The sequence below is a fragment of the Acinetobacter sp. YH12072 genome, from assembly GCF_013419565.1.
Lineage (GTDB): Bacteria > Pseudomonadota > Gammaproteobacteria > Pseudomonadales > Moraxellaceae > Acinetobacter.
The window spans coordinates 1-17125 of record NZ_VOZV01000014.1; the positions used below are offsets into that span (position 1 = coordinate 1).

Genomic DNA, 17125 nt, shown 5'->3' on the forward strand with positions numbered 1-17125 from the left:
TCAAAGTAGCATAAATTTCGTATCTTTCATCTTGAGAAAGTTGGGTGTATTTCTTCATTGTGTGCTTTCCAATTGCGAGTTGAAAAAGTCTAATGATTCTATGAATACACCTAACTTTTTCAACTAATTACAAATGTGTTGCACTTGGGATTTGAATCTGCGTAAAAAGAAAAAGTAAATAACAGTTTTTTGGCAAATACAGATCCCCTACTTAGATAAAACTGAAAAATTCATTAGATTAATTTCAGATACAGATTAAATTTTGACTTGTGGATATTGAAGACGGCGATCATATTCAAATGCAGGATGAGACCAGATGTCATGCATCGGGATTTTTACGTCTAGTGCAAGCGGTAATTTTTTGGGATTAAATTCCATCTGGCTTAAATCATTTCCCCATGCAATCAGGTCGACATCCAGGCTGATCTGATGCGATGGTCGAACCCGCCCTGAATCCGTTTCCATTTGCTTTAATAAATCTGTCATATCTTGAACAGAAACTTCACTGTATAGGAGGCAGGCCGCATTCCAGTAATCTGCTCCGATACTATCCCGACATGGAATGAGGTAAATTGGAGAAAACCGGACTTCCCCCAACTCACTGATCCGTTGCTGGGCAGCCTGAAAATGTTGCTGTGGATGACAATTACTCGCCAGTGCTAGGGCGAATATCGTTGCGGTGGCGTTCAAGACGTATCCCTACAGAATTGGCTTGCGCGATAATGGCAGGCTTACGGATCGTAATCATAATCGATTCTACACTTTCAAAGGTAGCAAAAAGCGCGTCTAGTACCAGTTTTGCTGCATGTTCGATCAATTTTGGCTGAGCTTCCTGAATCACCCGCGCTGAAATCTCGCAGATTTCGGCATAATTCAAAGTATCTTCCAGTTCATCTGACTGTGCCGCTTGTTCTAAGTTGGTACGAATGTTTAGATCCAGCATTAAAGGCTGAATGATTTGACGCTCCCAATTAAAGCAGCCGACTACTGTATCGACCTTTAAGCCTTCAATAATAATTGCGTCCATTTTAAAACTCGGAATTTAATATTTACCAATAATCTCCCTAAATCCCTCTTTAATACAGAGGGACTTTCATCACTTCTATTTATTTTGTAATGAAAGCCTCCCTTTCTTAAAGGGAGGACGGGAGGGATTAAATTAGTGCTTTAACAGCAAATTTGGGTCCATAGTCTGAACCATCTGCAAACGCTGATCTGCATAGATATCTGTATACGGCGCCAGAATTCTCATGAAACGGTCGAAATACAGCATTTGCTTGAACAATAAAGCAAAGTCACGTGGGAAACGAATGCCATGACGTTCACCGACTGCTACCATATCCATCATGATATCGTTGAGATCTGCAGGGCTTGAAGTTAATAGATCCTGAGGATCAGCTAACATCACACCACTAAATAAACGTTCAAGATCAGCCGCAAGCACTTTGGTATCAATCTCAACTGCAGTCATACCCATTTTCAGCATATTCTCTGCCATCAGGGTATAATTGGTATGCTGCAAGGCATCCATAAAGGCCATACACGCTGTCCAGACTTCTGGTTTAAGCTGGCCGACAATACCAAAATCAATAAAGCCCACACGACCATCTTCAAGCAGCATCAGATTACCCGCGTGTAAATCAGCATGGAAACTGTTACACATCATCAGGCTGCCAAACCAGGTGTTCATTGCAGTGATGAGAACCTGTGACGGGTCTTTAGCGACCTTTTTCACCACTTCAAAATCAGTCAGTGGCACGCCATATAAACGTTGCATGGTCAGCACACGACGTGTTGAATATTGATGATAAACCTTAGGAGCAGTTGCTGCTTTATTGTTGGTGATATTCAGATAATTGACGAAATCATCCAGATTTTGTGCTTCCTCGATGAAGTCAACCTCACGCACCATTCGGGTTTTGATTTCTTCGACAATATCTGCCAATGACGCAAATTTTACTTTCGGCACTGCTTTTTCCAGCAGTTTGGTCGCCCAATGCAATACATTTAAATCGGTATATAGAATTGTTTCCACACCCGGCTTTTGTACTTTAATAACTACATCTTCACCAGAAACCAGCTTGGCCGCATGTACCTGTGCAATGGAAGCAGAAGCCAGTGGTGTTTCTTCAATTGAGGCAAAGATTTCATCCAAGTTTCGGCCAGAAAACTCTGATGCTAGCACTTCCTGGATATAGCTGAATGGCAAGGTCGGTGTTTGATCCAGACAGCCCTGAAACTCTTCCACATATTCACGCGGAAACAGCGACGGCGTACTGGCAATAAACTGACCAAGCTTGATATAGGTTGAGCCTAAAGACTCAAATGTTTCACGCATGAGTTTGGCATTACTTGGCTTTTCAGTGGCATATTTAATGCCGGCCTTCGCCGCAACTACTGCGGTTTCACCCATACGGGCAACCGAACGTATTCCATCTAACCAGATATTTTTTTTCATAATGTCTTAGGAAAAATTAATTACATGCAGTGTAGCAAAAAAATTAAATTTTGCAGGCCTATCTTGCCTGACAGACCGGGCAATCTGTATCTTTTTCGAAACTTAAAATGCGCTGTTTGAAACTCAGACCATCCCAGAGTAGAAGTTTCTGTCTAAGTGGCATTTTACCCAGGCCTAAATAAAGCAATGCATGATGAGCTTGCAAACTCGCCATCACATTTGGCGTAGTCGCCAAGACGCCTGAGTCTGCACAACGCAAACTGGTATCAGCCTGATGTTCAGGTGGAAACAGGCAGGCATAGCAAGCTGAATCCCCTTCCATCATGAACAGTTGCCCTTGCAAACCAATCGCAGAAGCACTGATTAAAGGCACATTCAGTTTTACACAGCTTTGATTGATCAGATAACGTGTCTCGAACTGATCACATCCATCCAGCACCAGATCTTGATGTTCAATGATACTTTCTGCATTTTCAGTTGTTAAAGCCTGATTAATATATTCAACCTGAACATTCGGATTAATCTGAGCCAGCCTTTTCGCGAGTATTTCTGCCTTATAAAAGCCTAAATCATTTGGCGTAAATGCCAGTTGTCGTTGTAGATTACTCATCTCGATGGTATCAGGATCAATCAGAGTAATTTTGCCTACACCCGCTCGTGCCAGAAGTTCTGCCAAGGCACAACCAATCCCGCCACACCCCACGATACAGATATTAGAAAATTTCAGCTTTTCCTGTGCTTCAATATCCCAACCATCCAGAAGAATCTGGCGACTATATAAGTGCAATTCAGCATCGGTGAGTTCAAACTCTGGGGATATGGCATCCATAGTCGATATAGACAACGTCGTTCCTTGTTTCGAAGATTTTTAAGAAGCATGTGCCACAAAAAGTGCATTTACCGAAATTTCAATATGCGGATAAATCTCGAGCAAATTAACTTCTCTGCGCATAAACAGCAAATCAATAAATGGCTTGGCAATACTAGCGCTAAATAGCATATCAGTTAAATGCTCCGTATCAAGCTGATAGTGTCCTAATAAATATGTAATAGTCATATTATGAATGCACTTAACTTGATCTATATGCCACTTAATTTATTCACGTATTACATCTTCCTGGAACCTCGTTCTTCTATTCTTTTATCACCCTGTAACTATCTTTCGCTTGTTTAGCACTTCTGTAGCGGCTGCCTGCAATTCGGTAGGAAAATGTATCAGTTCAGTGAGACCCTCTGTATCCATTCCTAAATATGATTAAGCTGCTTAAGGAATAGTAATTATCCTCGCTTTCAAAAATAGTATGGAGCATATAGATGAACGAACAAAATCAGCATAATAATCGTGAAAAATTATGGGAACTAATCAAAGATGTACGTTACACCATGATCAGCCATGTGACCGAAAGTCAGGAAATTCATTCTCAGCCGATGACCATGCTCAATTCTGAGCAAATGAATGAGGATCAGAATTTGTATTTCATCATGCGTGATACTAATGATCTGGTGAAAGCTGCCAATACTGGTCGTACTCAGATCGGCCTGTCTTTCGCTAAACCTTCTGATGGTATTTATGTGTCAATTAGTGCAAATGCACAGATCAGTACTGACCGTATTCTGATTGAAAAATTATGGAATCCATGGGCAGAAAACTGGTTTGAAGGTAAAGATGATCCTAGCGTGCGTGTACTGATTGCTGAAGCTGAAAGTGCAGAATACTGGAATGTCACCGATAACAAAGTAACGCAGCTATTTAAGGCATTAAAAGGTGGTGTGACTGGCGAAGCTGGGGAACCAGATGCTGAGCACAAAAAAGTTGATCTATAAGTAAATAAGAATTCCACCTTCAATTTAGCCTCTTATTAAGAGGCTAAATTTTTGATTTATTTTATTTAAAAGATGAATAGTATTACATTGTAATGACAATTATTTTCTCTGATTAATTCGAACATAAACAAATTAATCGTATAAAAAAGGCCGCAATTGCGACCTTTTCAATATATTTAAATGAATATATTAACTGACCTGTTTAATGCCTTGAATCTTAGCAATTTCCTGTTGTTTAAGCAGATTACGCTGAATTTTACCGCTAGATGTTTTAGGTAAATCACTTACAAACTCAATCTCTTTCGGATAGGCATGTTTAGATAAACGGGAACGTACATAGTTTTGCAATTTCAGCATCAGTTCTTCACTAGCGGCATATTGTGATTTAAGCACTACAAAGGCTTTCACAATTTCGGTACGTTCCGGATCTGGCTTTCCAACCACAGCGGACTCCAACACCTCTTCACACTCCAGCAAGGTACTCTCTACATCAAAAGGTCCAACTCGATAACCCGAAGTCGTAATGACATCATCCGCACGACCAATGAAATCTATTCCACCATGTTCATTCAGTTTTACGGTATCTCCTGTTAAATAGTACTGTCCCACAAAGGCTTTCCGATTATTACCGCCATAGCCTTCAAACCACATCAAAGGTGAGGCTGAGTAGTCCATGGCCAAAGTACCAATACCACCTTTTTCGACTTCCTGATGCTCTTTATTTAAAACTGCAAAACGATGTCCTGGAATGGCAAAGCCAGCAGAACCGATTTTCTTGTGATGCTCCAGCGCATGATGATTGGCAATCACCATCCCAAGTTCAGTCTGTCCATACTGGTCGTAGATATTCACGTCCATTTCATGATTAAACCACTGAATGACTTCAGGCGTTAATGGCTCACCTGCACTACTGACCACACGTAAACACGAGCTAATCTCAGCATCAAATTTTTCCTTAAAGCCATAGAACATCCGGAACGCGGTTGGAGAACCGGTCAGGTTATTTACCCGATATTTTTTAATGACTTCAACAGCATTGTCTACGCTAAAGGCACGTTCATCCAGAATGATGCTATGCCCCAAACTTAATGGACCTGCAATTCCATAATACAGACCATAAGCCCAACCCGGATCTGCCAGATTCCAGAAAGTATCTTCGTCACGTAAATCTACGGCGTGCAGCATATAGCCTTTAAATGCCAGTAAAGCTTTAAGTGGTACAGGCACTGATTTTGCAAGTCCCGTTGTACCCGAAGTAAACATCATCAGGAAAATGTCACTAAAACGCCCCTGAACCGGTTCAAACTCAGTTGGATATTGCTTCAGTTCTGTCCAGAAATCTGCATCCTGACTGGTACTTTCAGGCGTTTGATGGACGGTTAAAAGATGTGGAATATCGAGATTATCTAGTTTTGCACGCTGTTCCTGATTGGTAATAATCAGTCGGGTATGTGCGGTATTAATACGATGCTCGATTGCCTTGCTTTCAAAAGCAGTAAATAAAGGCTGATAAATCGCACCAATACGCCAGGTAGCAAGAATGGTAATTAATAATTCTGGAGTTCGTGGGAGCAAACCAGCAATACAGTCACCTGCTTGTAAACCCAGTGAGGTCATATAATGAGCCAGTTGTCCTGAAGCCTCAGCCAATTGTTCAAAAGTCCAATATTGGGTCTTGCCATTTTTACCTTCCCAGATTAACGCGATCCGGTTTTGTCCCAGAAAACGTCCACAGCATTCTGTATAGGCATTGAGTGCATCTGGCGTTCCTGCCAGTTGTTGTTGAACCATAGTGTCAAAATCAAATTCACGATACGCTTGTTCTAGTGTCTTCATCACGACAACCTCTATTCCGTTTATAAACAGACTTTATGTCTGTGTCCGTTGTATTTGTTGTTCTGTCTGCCGCCTGCAAATTCCATTGCAATGCTGGTTTTATATAACATGCCCTATTGCTAGGACATGTTAGGTGTCACTCTACTGAGTCACTTTTCGCTTTATCAATAATTGACCATGTTTTATAGACCATCACAATTTCCATCTCCCTCAAATGAGCTGCAGGATTTGAACAGTCGGCTATTTCATGACTTTTAAACTTTGCTCACTTCCCGAGCAATGACCAGACGCTGAATATCTGATGCACCTTCATAAATCTGGCTCACTCTGACATCACGGTAAATACGTTCAACCGGGAAATCTGAGACATAGCCATAACCGCCATGAATCTGAATCGCATCCGAGCAGACTCGCTCTGCTATAGTCGAAGCAAACAGTTTAGCCATGGACGCTTCTTTTAAGCATGGTAATCCTGCATCTTTAAGCGTTGCTGCATGTAAGACCAGTTGTCTTGCTGCCTCAATCTGGGTGGCCATATCTGCGAGACGGAATGCTACTGCCTGATGCTGCACCAGCTCTACACCAAAAGATTTACGTTCATTGGCATATTCAACAGCAGCATCCAGTGCAGCTCGTGCCATACCTACAGATTGTGCTGCGATCCCGATCCGGCCAGATTCCAGATTAGACAAGGCAATCTTGTAGCCTTCACCTTCTTTTCCGAGCAGGTTCTCAGCCGGAATCCGGCATTGATCAAAAATAATGGTCGCGGTATCGGAACAATGCTGCCCCATTTTTTCTTCCAGATTCGAGACGATATATCCTGGACTATCGGTAGGTACCAAGAAACATGAGATTCCTTTCTTGCCCGCAGATTTATCTGTCACTGCAAATACCAGTGCAATCTGGGCATGCTTACCGGTAGTAATAAACTGCTTGGTGCCATTTAATACCCATTCATCGCCATCACGTTCTGCCTTACATTCTAGTGCGCTGGCATCGGAACCGGCTTGAGGTTCCGTCAGGCAGAAACACCCCAACCATTCACCGGTCGCCAGTTTGGTCAGGTATTTCTGCTTTTGTTCCTCGGTACCATAACGCTGGGTAATCCCGCAAGGCAGTGAATTCTGCACACTGACAATGGTCGAGATGGCTCCATCTCCAGCAGCGATTTCCTCAAGGGCCAGTACCAGCGACACATAGTCCAGACCTGCTCCACCCCATTGTTCAGACACGGTCATACCGAGTGCACCGAGTTCTTTCAATTCTTGTGCTGGAAATTGAGCCGTTTTATCCCTTAAACCAGCGGTGGGTTTCAGTTTTTGCTGCGAATAGTTTCGCATCATTTCCTGAATCATTTTCTGTTCGTCATTTAAAAGCACTGCGTATATCCCTTACTTATCTTTTAATTTTCCATATAGAGTGAATAAACCTATCTACTCTGACTTTTGTATTTTGCTTCGTTGGCTCGAACTTATTTTGGAGCCATACGGATGGCGCCATCCAGACGAATCACTTCACCGTTCAGATAGCTATTTTCGAAGATATGACCTACTAACTGGGCAAACTCCTGAGGTTTGGCCAGACGCGGTGGAAATGGAACCATCTGCCCCAGAGCATCCTGTACATTTTGCGGCATGCCTTTCAGCATTGGGGTTTCCATGATGCCGGGTGCAATGGTCATGACACGAATCGCTTCACGTGCCAGCTCACGCGCGAGTGGCAGCGTCATCGCAACGACTGCACCTTTAGACGCAGAATAAGCTGTCTGACCAATCTGACCATCAAAGGCTGCAACTGAAGCCGTATTCACGATTACACCGCGCTCCTCTTCATCGGTTTGCAGCTCATACTTCGCGATTAAAGCCGCTGCAAAACGAAGCATATTGAATGTGCCACTTACATTGATATTCAACACTTTCTGGAACATCGCCAGTTCATGGATTCCATTGCGGCCCAGTACCTTGGCAGAAGGTGCAATACCAGCACAGTTCACCAAGCCATTGAGTTGGCCATACTGATTTTCAACATGATTAAAGAAAGCTTCAACCGCCTGCTCATCCGTTACATCCAATTGTACAAATTCAGCCTGCTCACCCAGTTGCTGTTGTAAGGCATTGCCCTGTTCCTGGTTCATATCGACTAGAATCACTTTTGCACCCTGTTCTACCAGATGAGTCGCTGTGGCTGCACCCAGACCTGATGCACCACCAGTAACCACAATCACTTTTCCCTGAATTTTCATGTTAATGTCCTGTTCCTATTTTTATGACAAGCTACGACTTAATAGGCAGAGTAAACAGAGATTTTATTCTGTACAATTTCCAAATGTTGCATCTTCACTGATGGATTTGGACAATCAAAGAAGGGATATCTGACTGGCTATGCATTTACCAGCCTTGGAATATAGTAAGGGAACCATTTCGATTGATCTGGTTCATGAAGCACTGCTGAATGCCAAAGCACAGCATTATGATATTGCTGCGATTTTAACTAAGGCTGCCATTCCATTAGAGATTCTTCATTCCTCTAAAGCACGGGTGTCAGTGGCGCAGTATGCCGCGCTATGGACTGCACTTGCCGATAGCATGAATGACGAATTTTTTGGCATGGACAGCCATCCAATGCGCCGTGGCAGTTTCAAACTCTTGTCAAAAATGCTGTTACAGACCGATACGCTGGAAAAAGCTCTGCAGCAAATCCTGCAATTTTTTAATCTGATTCTGGATGATCTGCACAGCACACTGATGGTCGAAGAAAACTTTGCCTATATCGTGATCTATGACCAGAACCAGACCAAGCGCATGTTTAGTTATGCAACCTATCTAATGCTGATTCATACCCTGCTATGCTGGTTAAGCGGACAGCGGGTTTTACTTAATCAGATTCAACTGAAATGTGCCGCACCACTCGATGATTTTGATTATAAAGTCCGTTTTTGTGAGCAGATTGAATATCAGGCCAGTGAAAACTATATCCAGTTTGATGCAGCCTATTTGCAGCTCCCAGTAAAACAGGATCAAACCTCCTGGTATCAGTTTATTCAACAGACTCCGCATAACCTACTAGTTCGCTTTAAAAATCCTTATGCGCTAAGTACACAGATCCGCAAACAGCTTTTAAAAGTACCTCCGGCTGAATGGCTTGAACTGAATGAGCTTGCTTTGAAAATGAATATGTCTGAAGCCACCATGCAACGGCGTCTTAAAAATGAAGGTGTGACTTATCAACAGCTCAAAAATGAAATTCGTCGTGATACAGCCATTGAACTATTAACCCGTACGGATCAAAGTTTGCAGGACATCAGTGATCAGCTTAACTTCCAGGAAGTCAGTGCTTTTCATCGTGCCTTTAAAAAATGGACAGGGGTTAGTCCAGGTGCCTATAGACAAAATATTACTAGATAATTTATATTTAATAAGACTTAAAAACGATTAAAATTTAGCATATAAATTTAAATTTATATTTTCTCAACAGTTATATTTTTCAAGGCTTACAGCCCAAAAATAGAGGACTGAACGGTCATCCATAATGCTTTGCATTCCCTATTAATATAGTTTATTTTTCAATCAATTTTTAGTGCTTCACTTTTGGCTGTACTCCCTTTCCCTCTTTCCTTGTTGAAGGTATTTTCCATGTTAAAGATGACTGATGTTCTTGGACAAAATCTTGTTCAAAACTTCGCCCAGGCTTTAGTTTCTTCGACCGATCTTAATGCAGAGCAATTGAATCAAGGCATCTTGAATGCGTCTGATTCTGCCCTCAAAGATGCTATTGTGCACTTCTTTAACCAGATTGATGCCACTGAAGCTGCGAAATCGCTTGAAATTCCGGCTGAGCGCATCGTTGCATTACAACAAGGTATTGCACTGAAAGATGAACAATATCTTGCTGATACTGCCAAAGTCGTGGCTCTTTGCCTGGCAATGGAAACTGGTAGCCTAGATCAAGTCGAGGTTTATGACTGTCTGCAAGACTACCCAATGTAAGCTATCCAGATTGATAAAATAGTGACTCAAAAAGCGATGCTAATGCATCGCTTTTTTTATGGCACTCGTTATTTATAAAACTTCCTACTGCAAAGACGAATGATTAAAAAAACAGCTTATCAATTTACGCCATACCATTTTTAAAATTTTATCTAAGCAAAACCTTTCTATTCTTTATTTAATAAATTCAAATAAAAACAAATACCTATATTTAAAGCTGTTAATTATTTCATTTTTTGATTTGATTATCTTTTTTTCTTTTTTGTGTGCTTATCGATTTATCGATATGAATGTAAAAAATTTAATTCAAGATTGAGATATTCATGAAAAAAACATTAAGAACTTCGGGTCTGACTTTACTCGGTCTTTCTATTTCTTTCTTTACCGGCTTGGCTAACGCAGCGATTCCATCTGAATAAAAATTGGATTATGCCTATTACGCACCGACCAGTCTGGTGGTTAAAGAACAGAAACTGCTAGAAAAAGCTTTGCCAAAAACCAAGATTAAATGGGTATTTAGCCAAGGCAGTAACCGCTCACTCGAATATCTAAATAGCGGTAGCACAGATTTTGCTTCTACTGCAGGTTTAGCGGCAGTGCTTAGCCGCGCCAATGGTAGCCCGATTAAAACAGTTTATATCCAGAGCCAGCCTGAATGGACAGCACTGGTCGTTAATAAAGATTCAAATATCAAATCTCTGAAAGATTTGAAAGGTAAAAAGATTGCTGCCACTAAAGGTACAGATCCTTTCTTATTTACTTTACAAGCCTTAGATACGATTGGTTTGGGCAAACGCGATGTAGAGCTCGTTCATTTACAGCATCCGGATGGTAAGACTGCGTTAGAGCGTAAACAGGTCGATGCCTGGGCAGGCCTTGATCCTTTAATGGCATCTGCGCAGGCACAGTCAGGTGCCAAATTACTGTATCGCAATGTCAGTTTTAATTCTTATAGCGTACTGAGCGTAAAAGACCAGTTTGCCAAATCCAGTCCGGAAGCGATTGAAGCGGTGATTAAAGCTTATGAACAGGCACGTCAATGGGCGAAAGCCAATCCCGACAAACTGGCTGAACTTCTGGCACGTGAAGCCAAGCTTCCGATTGAAGTCGCTAAACTTCAACTCAGCCGCACCAATCTGGATCAAAATATTCCAACCACCAAACATACCGGAGCATTACAAAAAGCCGGTCGTATCCTGACGGAAGAAGAACTGGTTCGTAAAGGAACCAATGTCAATCAGGTTGTGACTCAATTATTTGATGCCCGCTATGCAAAAAAGGTTGTAACTAAGTAATGGCTATACCGAAAAGCATCTCGGAACAGTTGAACGTAGAAGAACAGCCAAAATCCGCTGTGCTACCACGCAGTATTTCGCTGATCAAAGCCCTAACCTTACCTGCTATTTTTATCGTATTGGTAGAAATACTAGTCCGTAATGGCGTGATCGAACCTTATCTATTGCCTGCACCGAGTAGCCTGTTTCAGTCCTTTACTGAACTGGCTGAGGGCGATTTATGGCAACACATCTGGACCAGTAGCTGGCGGGTTTTTCTTGGCTTTGGGATTGGTAGTGGATTGGGACTGATCTTTGCGATCCTGGTTGGGCTAAACAGACATGCAGAAGATTTTCTGGAACCAACGTTTTCTGCAATTAAATCCATTCCGAGTCTGGCTTGGATTCCGTTACTTTTACTTTGGTTAGGGATTGATGAATCTTCTAAAATCACCTTGATCGCGATTGGTGCCTTCTTCCCGACATATACCAATACTGTGGCAGCGATTCAGGGTGTGGATCGTAAGCTGATTGAAGTCGCAAAAGTCTATCGCCTGAAATACTGGCAACAGGTTCAGCAGATTGTATTGCCTGCTGCCTCACCGGGAATATTGACTGGCTTAAGGAATAGCCTGAGTTTATCCTGGATGTTTATGATTGCAGCTGAATTGATTGCTGCCACTCAAGGGATTGGTTATCTGCTCAGTGATGGTCGTGAAACTTCACGTCCGGATATTGTGATTATTGCGATTATCCTGTTAGCAGTCCTAGGCAAAATCACCGATAGCATTATGAAATTGTTTGAAACCCGCTTACTGCGCTGGCGAGATGTGATTAAAAAGTCATAATTTATTGAATAAAAGAATTAAAAAAAGCGACCTATCCAGGTCGCTTTTTTATTAAATCAAGCTTTAAAAATTAATGTGGCCACTGACCTAAAGTTACCCGGTCATTTCCGCCATAATCTTTCACTGTACGGACCTGTTTATAGCCAGCTTGAGTAAACAGATGGCGGACCGCATCGCCCTGATCATAGCCGTGCTCAAGCACAACCCAGCCATTTACGGTCAGATGTTTTTTGGCTTGCTGAATAATCATCTCAATATCAGCCAGACCATTTTTGTCTGAAACCAGCGCACGTTCCGGCTCAGTCGCCAGATCTGGCATATGCTCATCGTCTGCATCAATATACGGTGGATTAGATACAATCGCATCAAAGAACTGCCGACCAAATGGTTTTAGCCAGGAACCAAGCACAAACTGCACCTGATCTAAATCATGCTGTTCCGCATTATATTTCGCAACTTCCAGTGTGGGTTCATAAATATCCGAAGCGGTAACAGACCAGTTCGGGCGCTCAGACGCCAGTGACAAGGCAATGGCACCGGTACCAGTTCCCAAGTCAACAATTCGTGCATCTTCCGGCAGGTCTAATTTCAGGACTGTTTCGACCAGCACTTCGGTATCCGGCCGTGGTACTAGCGTATCTTTAGTGACTTTTAGATCCAAAGTCCAGAACGGTTGTGAACCTGTGACATAAGCCAATGGCTCACCTGCAGCAATCCTCGCCAGGCTTTCGACATAGGCCTGTTCCTGTTCAGGCGTTAACTGCTGGTCTTTTTTCATTACCAGATCAAAAGCATCAATCTTGGTAATGTGTTCCAACAGCCAGGCATTTTCCTGACGTTCATAACTTTCAGGTTCACCACGTAAAGCCAGTGCTTCTTGAATGTTCATTAGCCACCATTCTGCTGTGCAAGCATGGCCAACTGATCGGCCTGATATTCACGATGCAGACTGTCTAATAGCTCAGTCAGATCACCTTCCATCACGGCATCCAGCTTATATAAAGTCAGGTTAATACGGTGATCGGTCATACGACCTTGTGGATAGTTATAGGTGCGAATACGTTCTGAACGGTCACCCGAACCGACCAGGTCACGGCGCATTTCAGAAGTCGCTGCATCTGCTGCGGCACGTTTGGCATTTTCCAGACGTGAAACCAGTAAGGCCATCGCTTTGGCTTTGTTTTTATGCTGTGAACGTTCATCCTGACATTCCACCACAGTACCGGTTGGAATGTGCGTAATACGCACCGCAGAGTCAGTTTTGTTAATGTGCTGACCACCGGCACCTGATGCACGGTAAGTATCGATACGCAAGTCAGCCGGGTTAATGTCGACTGAAGTATCTACATCCACTTCTGGAAGAATTGCTACCGTACACGCTGAAGTATGTACACGACCTTGCGATTCTGTCGCAGGCACACGTTGTACACGGTGTGCTCCACTTTCAAATTTCAGGCGACCATATACCCCTTCACCATTCACCAGGCAGATGACTTCTTTATAGCCACCATGCTCACCTTCATTTTCAGACAGGATTTCAATACGCCAACCTTGAGATTCCGCATATTTGCTATACATACGGAATAAATCACCCGAGAAGATTGCCGCTTCATCACCACCGGTTCCGGCACGGATTTCCAAATAAGCAGAGTTGGCATCATTCGGATCTTTTGGAATCATCAGGATATTCAAATCAGCCTCAAGCTGTTCGATCAGGGCTTTATTTTCCTTAATCTCTTCCTGCGCCATTTCCTTAAAGTCAGGATCAGACAGCATGGCTTGCGCAGTTTCAATATCTTCTTCAGCCTGTTTGTACTTGGTCCAAACGCTGGTAATCTCGGTTAAATCATTATGCTCACGTGATAACTGGCGAAAACGCTTGTTGTCCGAAATCACTTCAACATCTGCCAATAACGCAGTCAGTTCTTCATGACGGTCAGAGAGTTGGTCTAATCGTAAACGTAACGATTCTTTCATTTTCTAAAAAATCTCAAACATAAGGCTGTGACTAAACTAAACAGTGATTTAGCACAGCGAAATCAAAAAATTGCGCCTAGTTTAACGATTCTCTGGGTCAATGAACATCATTATTCAGTAAGTCATTGCTTAGATGCAGCGATGTCACCGCCATTTGTTAACAAATATAAATAAAATCTTCAGTTTTGGATTTTTTCTGCTCAATTCGATCCTTATTTATTTCTCATTTTACAAATTGGCAAATAAACACATTAAATATGGAGGTAGATCTTCACATTCTTTTGGGCATGATTTGTTACATTTTCTGCGTCGAAACACACTAACATATGAAAGTCCTATCAGGGACACGGAGTTACAACATGAAACTCAATGCAATTTTACTGAGTGCTGCAATGGCTGCTGGCTCAATGATGACAGTGAGTGCGCATGCAGACAGTACTGCACGTGTGGCAGCAGCAAGTGCTTTAGGTAGCGTTGCTGGTACTGCACTGGGCAAAAACATGGGGGGCAACACTGGCGCAACAATTGGTGCTGCATTAGGTGGTGCAGGTGGTGCTGCTGTTGCAAGTAACAAGAAAAACCGTACCTCATCTGCAATTGGTGGTGCTTTAGGTGGTGGTGCTGGTTATACCGTAGGTAAAAACATGGGCGGTTCTAATGGCGGCTATATCGGTTCAGCACTCGGTGCTGCGGGTGGTGCAGCATTAGGTAATAAAATTTCTAAAGATAAAGCAGCCGATCGTGCCAAAGCGAATCGTGCTAAACACTGGAAAAAACGTCACCGTTAATTTCTTGCCCTTAGGCTCTTTAAATTCGACGCTACATTTAACATTAAAAGCACCTGTTTGGGTGCTTTTTTTATTGTATGTTCAACACATCCAAATTCATGTAATACATCAAATTATCAGAACTAGATCATGAATAAATTAAGGAGATAAAAATCACAATTCGCCAACACTGCCTCCATGCTATTTGACGGTTGCTAGATTAAATTTATCTCATCAACAAATACAGCTAGATATATAAAAGGTGTACTCATGAATTACAAATCTCTAATGATCGCTGTCGTAGCAACCTCAGCCATGGGTATGACAGCCGCCAATGCCGGAAATACAACGAATACGGCTTTAGCTTCTGCTTTGGGTGGTGTCGTTGGTGCCGCAGTGGGCAATAAAATGGGTGGTACAACTGGTGCAACAATCGGTTCTGCGATTGGCGGTGGTGCTGGTGCCGCAGTAGCAGCGAATAAACGTGACCGTAATGGTGCGATTATCGGCGGTGCTTTAGGTGGTGGTGCCGGTTATGCCGTAGGTAAAAACATGGCGGGTTCTAATGGCGGCTTAATTGGTGCTGCATTAGGTTCTGCTGGTGGTTCTGCCCTTGGTAAAAAAGTCAGCGAAGACCGTCGTTATGATGACCGTTATGACCGTCGCTATAGTTCAAAAAACTATCGTACTAGCAACTACCGTTATAACCACCGTCGCTAAGATTTCCTCTAATCACTTTTCCTCCTTGAATAAGCATCTTCGGATGCTTATTTTTTTGCCTGTTATTTTGGTTTACATATATATCGATTTTTTTCGATATACAAATACAATGCAAAGTCGTATGCTCTTAGTCATGTTTATTCAAGAGTAATATTATGCGTACGCTTACCGATACCCAGTTCTCTATTCTCGAACTGGTTCCAGTTCGTGACGATAAGACCATTCAATTCTCCCTGCAACATGCGTTGGAATTGGCCCAGACCGCAGAACGTCTAGGTTATAGCCGGATGTGGCTGGCCGAGCATCATAATATGGATGGTATTGCCAGCTCAGCGACTGCCGTTCTCTTAGGCTATTTACTGGCAAATACTAATAGCATCAAACTTGGTTCTGGCGGCATTATGTTGCCAAACCACGCTCCACTTGTAGTAGCAGAGCAATTCGGTACGTTAGCGACTTTATATCCAGATCGTATTGAACTGGGACTGGGTCGTGCTCCGGGTACCGATCAAATGACCATGCGTGCTTTGCGTCGTGGCCGCCAGGAAACTGAAGATCAGTTCCCGCAGGATGTTTTAGAAATTCTGCAATACTTTAAAGATCCGATTCCAGGCCAACGCATTGTGGCGACTCCAGGCCAAAGCACACACGTACCTGTGTGGTTATTAGGTTCCAGCCTGTTTAGTGCACAACTGGCAGCAAAACTCGGTCTACCCTATTCTTTTGCATCTCACTTTGCTCCGCGGATGCTTGGTCAAGCGATTCAATTGTATCGGGACAATTTCGAACCGTCTGAATATCTGGATCGTCCTTATGTTTCTATGGGCGTACCGACTTGTGTCGCAGATACAGATGAAGAAGCTGAATATCTGGCAACAAGTGCTTACCAGCGTGTCCTTGCCCTGATTCGCGGTCAAAGCCTGAAATTGAAAGCGCCGATTGATTCTATGGAAGGACTCTGGTCACCACCTGAAAAAATGTCTGTCGACAATTTCTTTGCCATGGCGCAAGTGGGTTCCAAAGAAACTGTTAAAGCCGGTTTGGAAGCACTCATAGCAAAATATGATGTAGATGAGTTTATCTTCACCTGTGACATCTATGACACAGAGAAACGTCTGCATAATTTTGAATTGCTGATGCAGATCAAAAACGGGCAATAATGCTGTCTTGCTTTGCCTAATTTATTCTGATCTATATACCCACTCTTAGGAATGGGTATATTTTTTAAAACTTTGTTTGAAAATTTTAAGTCTCCAAATAGATAAATCCATGTCTAAGATGGATCTCCTGCGCTTTAATACATCTATGTCTCATTAAAAATACAATAGAAAAAAGAATGACTGTCTAAGTTAAATTTTGAACTTTACCGCTCTAGGGCTTTTGTTAATATCTATAACAAAGCAAATAAGACCAATTATTAAATAATTTCAAG

The 17125-nt window shown here is 42.5% G+C and carries 18 protein-coding genes; 8 read left to right on the top strand and 10 right to left on the bottom strand.

The window, feature by feature from the left end:
- Positions 1 to 255: 255 nt before the first annotated feature.
- The 5 genes from FTU19_RS07615 to FTU19_RS07635 form a co-directional block, all read right to left on the bottom strand.
- Positions 256 to 690, bottom strand: a complete 435-nt coding sequence (locus FTU19_RS07615; RefSeq protein WP_004783827.1) for a 2-amino-4-hydroxy-6-hydroxymethyldihydropteridine diphosphokinase — start codon at positions 688 to 690, stop codon at positions 256 to 258.
- Positions 647 to 1027 carry a dihydroneopterin aldolase gene (gene folB / locus FTU19_RS07620; RefSeq protein WP_004783828.1) on the bottom strand — a complete coding sequence of 127 codons (381 nt, stop codon included), beginning with the start codon at positions 1025 to 1027 and terminating at the stop codon, positions 647 to 649. Before folB ends, FTU19_RS07615 begins: the two co-directional genes overlap by 44 nt.
- 132 nt (positions 1028 to 1159) lie before the next feature.
- Complete coding sequence (locus tag FTU19_RS07625; protein ID WP_159123174.1) at positions 1160 to 2458, bottom strand: AarF/ABC1/UbiB kinase family protein; 1299 nt, start codon at positions 2456 to 2458, stop codon at positions 1160 to 1162.
- A 58-nt stretch (positions 2459 to 2516) separates the two neighbouring features.
- Positions 2517 to 3287 carry a HesA/MoeB/ThiF family protein gene (locus FTU19_RS07630; RefSeq protein ID WP_166135057.1) on the bottom strand — a complete coding sequence of 257 codons (771 nt, stop codon included), beginning with the start codon at positions 3285 to 3287 and terminating at the stop codon, positions 2517 to 2519.
- Positions 3288 to 3326: 39 nt separating this feature from the next.
- Complete coding sequence (locus tag FTU19_RS07635; RefSeq protein ID WP_180013001.1) at positions 3327 to 3515, bottom strand: hypothetical protein; 189 nt, start codon at positions 3513 to 3515, stop codon at positions 3327 to 3329.
- 257 nt (positions 3516 to 3772) lie between these two features.
- On the opposite strand from FTU19_RS07635, the gene FTU19_RS07640 reads away from it, so the two are divergent.
- The gene (locus FTU19_RS07640) at positions 3773 to 4282 is read left to right on the top strand and encodes a pyridoxamine 5'-phosphate oxidase family protein (RefSeq protein ID WP_004783835.1); all 510 of its coding nucleotides are present in this window, start codon (positions 3773 to 3775) and stop codon (positions 4280 to 4282) included.
- Between the two features lie 189 nt (positions 4283 to 4471).
- Here FTU19_RS07640 and FTU19_RS07645 read toward each other — a convergent pair whose 3' ends face one another.
- The 3 genes from FTU19_RS07645 to FTU19_RS07655 all read right to left on the bottom strand — a co-directional run bounded on the left by FTU19_RS07645 (position 4472) and on the right by FTU19_RS07655 (position 8363).
- Positions 4472 to 6118, bottom strand: a complete 1647-nt coding sequence (locus FTU19_RS07645) for an AMP-binding protein (RefSeq protein WP_180130596.1) — start codon at positions 6116 to 6118, stop codon at positions 4472 to 4474.
- A gap of 254 nt (positions 6119 to 6372) precedes the next feature.
- On the bottom strand, positions 6373 to 7500 hold the full coding sequence (locus tag FTU19_RS07650) for an acyl-CoA dehydrogenase family protein (protein WP_180130598.1): 1128 nt from the start codon (positions 7498 to 7500) through the stop codon (positions 6373 to 6375).
- Positions 7501 to 7592: 92 nt separating this feature from the next.
- Positions 7593 to 8363, bottom strand: coding sequence for a 3-hydroxyacyl-CoA dehydrogenase (locus FTU19_RS07655; protein ID WP_034171627.1), 771 nt, complete (start codon positions 8361 to 8363; stop codon positions 7593 to 7595).
- A gap of 139 nt (positions 8364 to 8502) precedes the next feature.
- On the opposite strand from FTU19_RS07655, the gene FTU19_RS07660 reads away from it, so the two are divergent.
- From FTU19_RS07660 to FTU19_RS07675, 4 genes are all read left to right on the top strand, one after another.
- The gene (locus tag FTU19_RS07660) at positions 8503 to 9525 is read left to right on the top strand and encodes an AraC family transcriptional regulator (protein ID WP_180130600.1); all 1023 of its coding nucleotides are present in this window, start codon (positions 8503 to 8505) and stop codon (positions 9523 to 9525) included.
- A gap of 228 nt (positions 9526 to 9753) precedes the next feature.
- On the top strand, positions 9754 to 10107 hold the full coding sequence (locus tag FTU19_RS07665) for a hypothetical protein (protein ID WP_004783846.1): 354 nt from the start codon (positions 9754 to 9756) through the stop codon (positions 10105 to 10107).
- A 422-nt stretch (positions 10108 to 10529) separates the two neighbouring features.
- Positions 10530 to 11402: an aliphatic sulfonate ABC transporter substrate-binding protein gene (locus FTU19_RS07670; protein ID WP_257225441.1), complete on the top strand. Its 873-nt coding sequence runs from the start codon at positions 10530 to 10532 to the stop codon at positions 11400 to 11402.
- On the top strand, positions 11402 to 12229 hold the full coding sequence (locus FTU19_RS07675) for an ABC transporter permease (protein ID WP_180130603.1): 828 nt from the start codon (positions 11402 to 11404) through the stop codon (positions 12227 to 12229). Before FTU19_RS07670 ends, FTU19_RS07675 begins: the two co-directional genes overlap by 1 nt.
- Positions 12230 to 12299: 70 nt before the next feature.
- Here the strand turns inward: FTU19_RS07675 and prmC are convergent, their stop codons facing one another.
- Together prmC and prfA are read right to left on the bottom strand one after the other, a co-directional pair.
- Positions 12300 to 13118 (bottom strand): peptide chain release factor N(5)-glutamine methyltransferase, encoded by an 819-nt coding sequence (prmC, locus tag FTU19_RS07680; RefSeq protein WP_159123180.1) that lies wholly within the window; start codon positions 13116 to 13118, stop codon positions 12300 to 12302.
- Positions 13118 to 14206 (bottom strand): peptide chain release factor 1, encoded by a 1089-nt coding sequence (prfA, locus tag FTU19_RS07685; protein WP_004783856.1) that lies wholly within the window; start codon positions 14204 to 14206, stop codon positions 13118 to 13120. Before prfA ends, prmC begins: the two co-directional genes overlap by 1 nt.
- A 359-nt stretch (positions 14207 to 14565) precedes the next feature.
- On the opposite strand from prfA, the gene FTU19_RS07690 reads away from it, so the two are divergent.
- From FTU19_RS07690 to FTU19_RS07700, 3 genes are all read left to right on the top strand, one after another.
- On the top strand, positions 14566 to 14994 hold the full coding sequence (locus FTU19_RS07690) for a glycine zipper domain-containing protein (RefSeq protein WP_034171622.1): 429 nt from the start codon (positions 14566 to 14568) through the stop codon (positions 14992 to 14994).
- Positions 14995 to 15243: 249 nt separating this feature from the next.
- Positions 15244 to 15693 carry a hypothetical protein gene (locus FTU19_RS07695; protein WP_004783858.1) on the top strand — a complete coding sequence of 150 codons (450 nt, stop codon included), beginning with the start codon at positions 15244 to 15246 and terminating at the stop codon, positions 15691 to 15693.
- 155 nt (positions 15694 to 15848) lie between these two features.
- Positions 15849 to 16853 (top strand): LLM class flavin-dependent oxidoreductase, encoded by a 1005-nt coding sequence (locus FTU19_RS07700; protein ID WP_004783860.1) that lies wholly within the window; start codon positions 15849 to 15851, stop codon positions 16851 to 16853.
- Positions 16854 to 17125 lie beyond the last annotated feature (272 nt).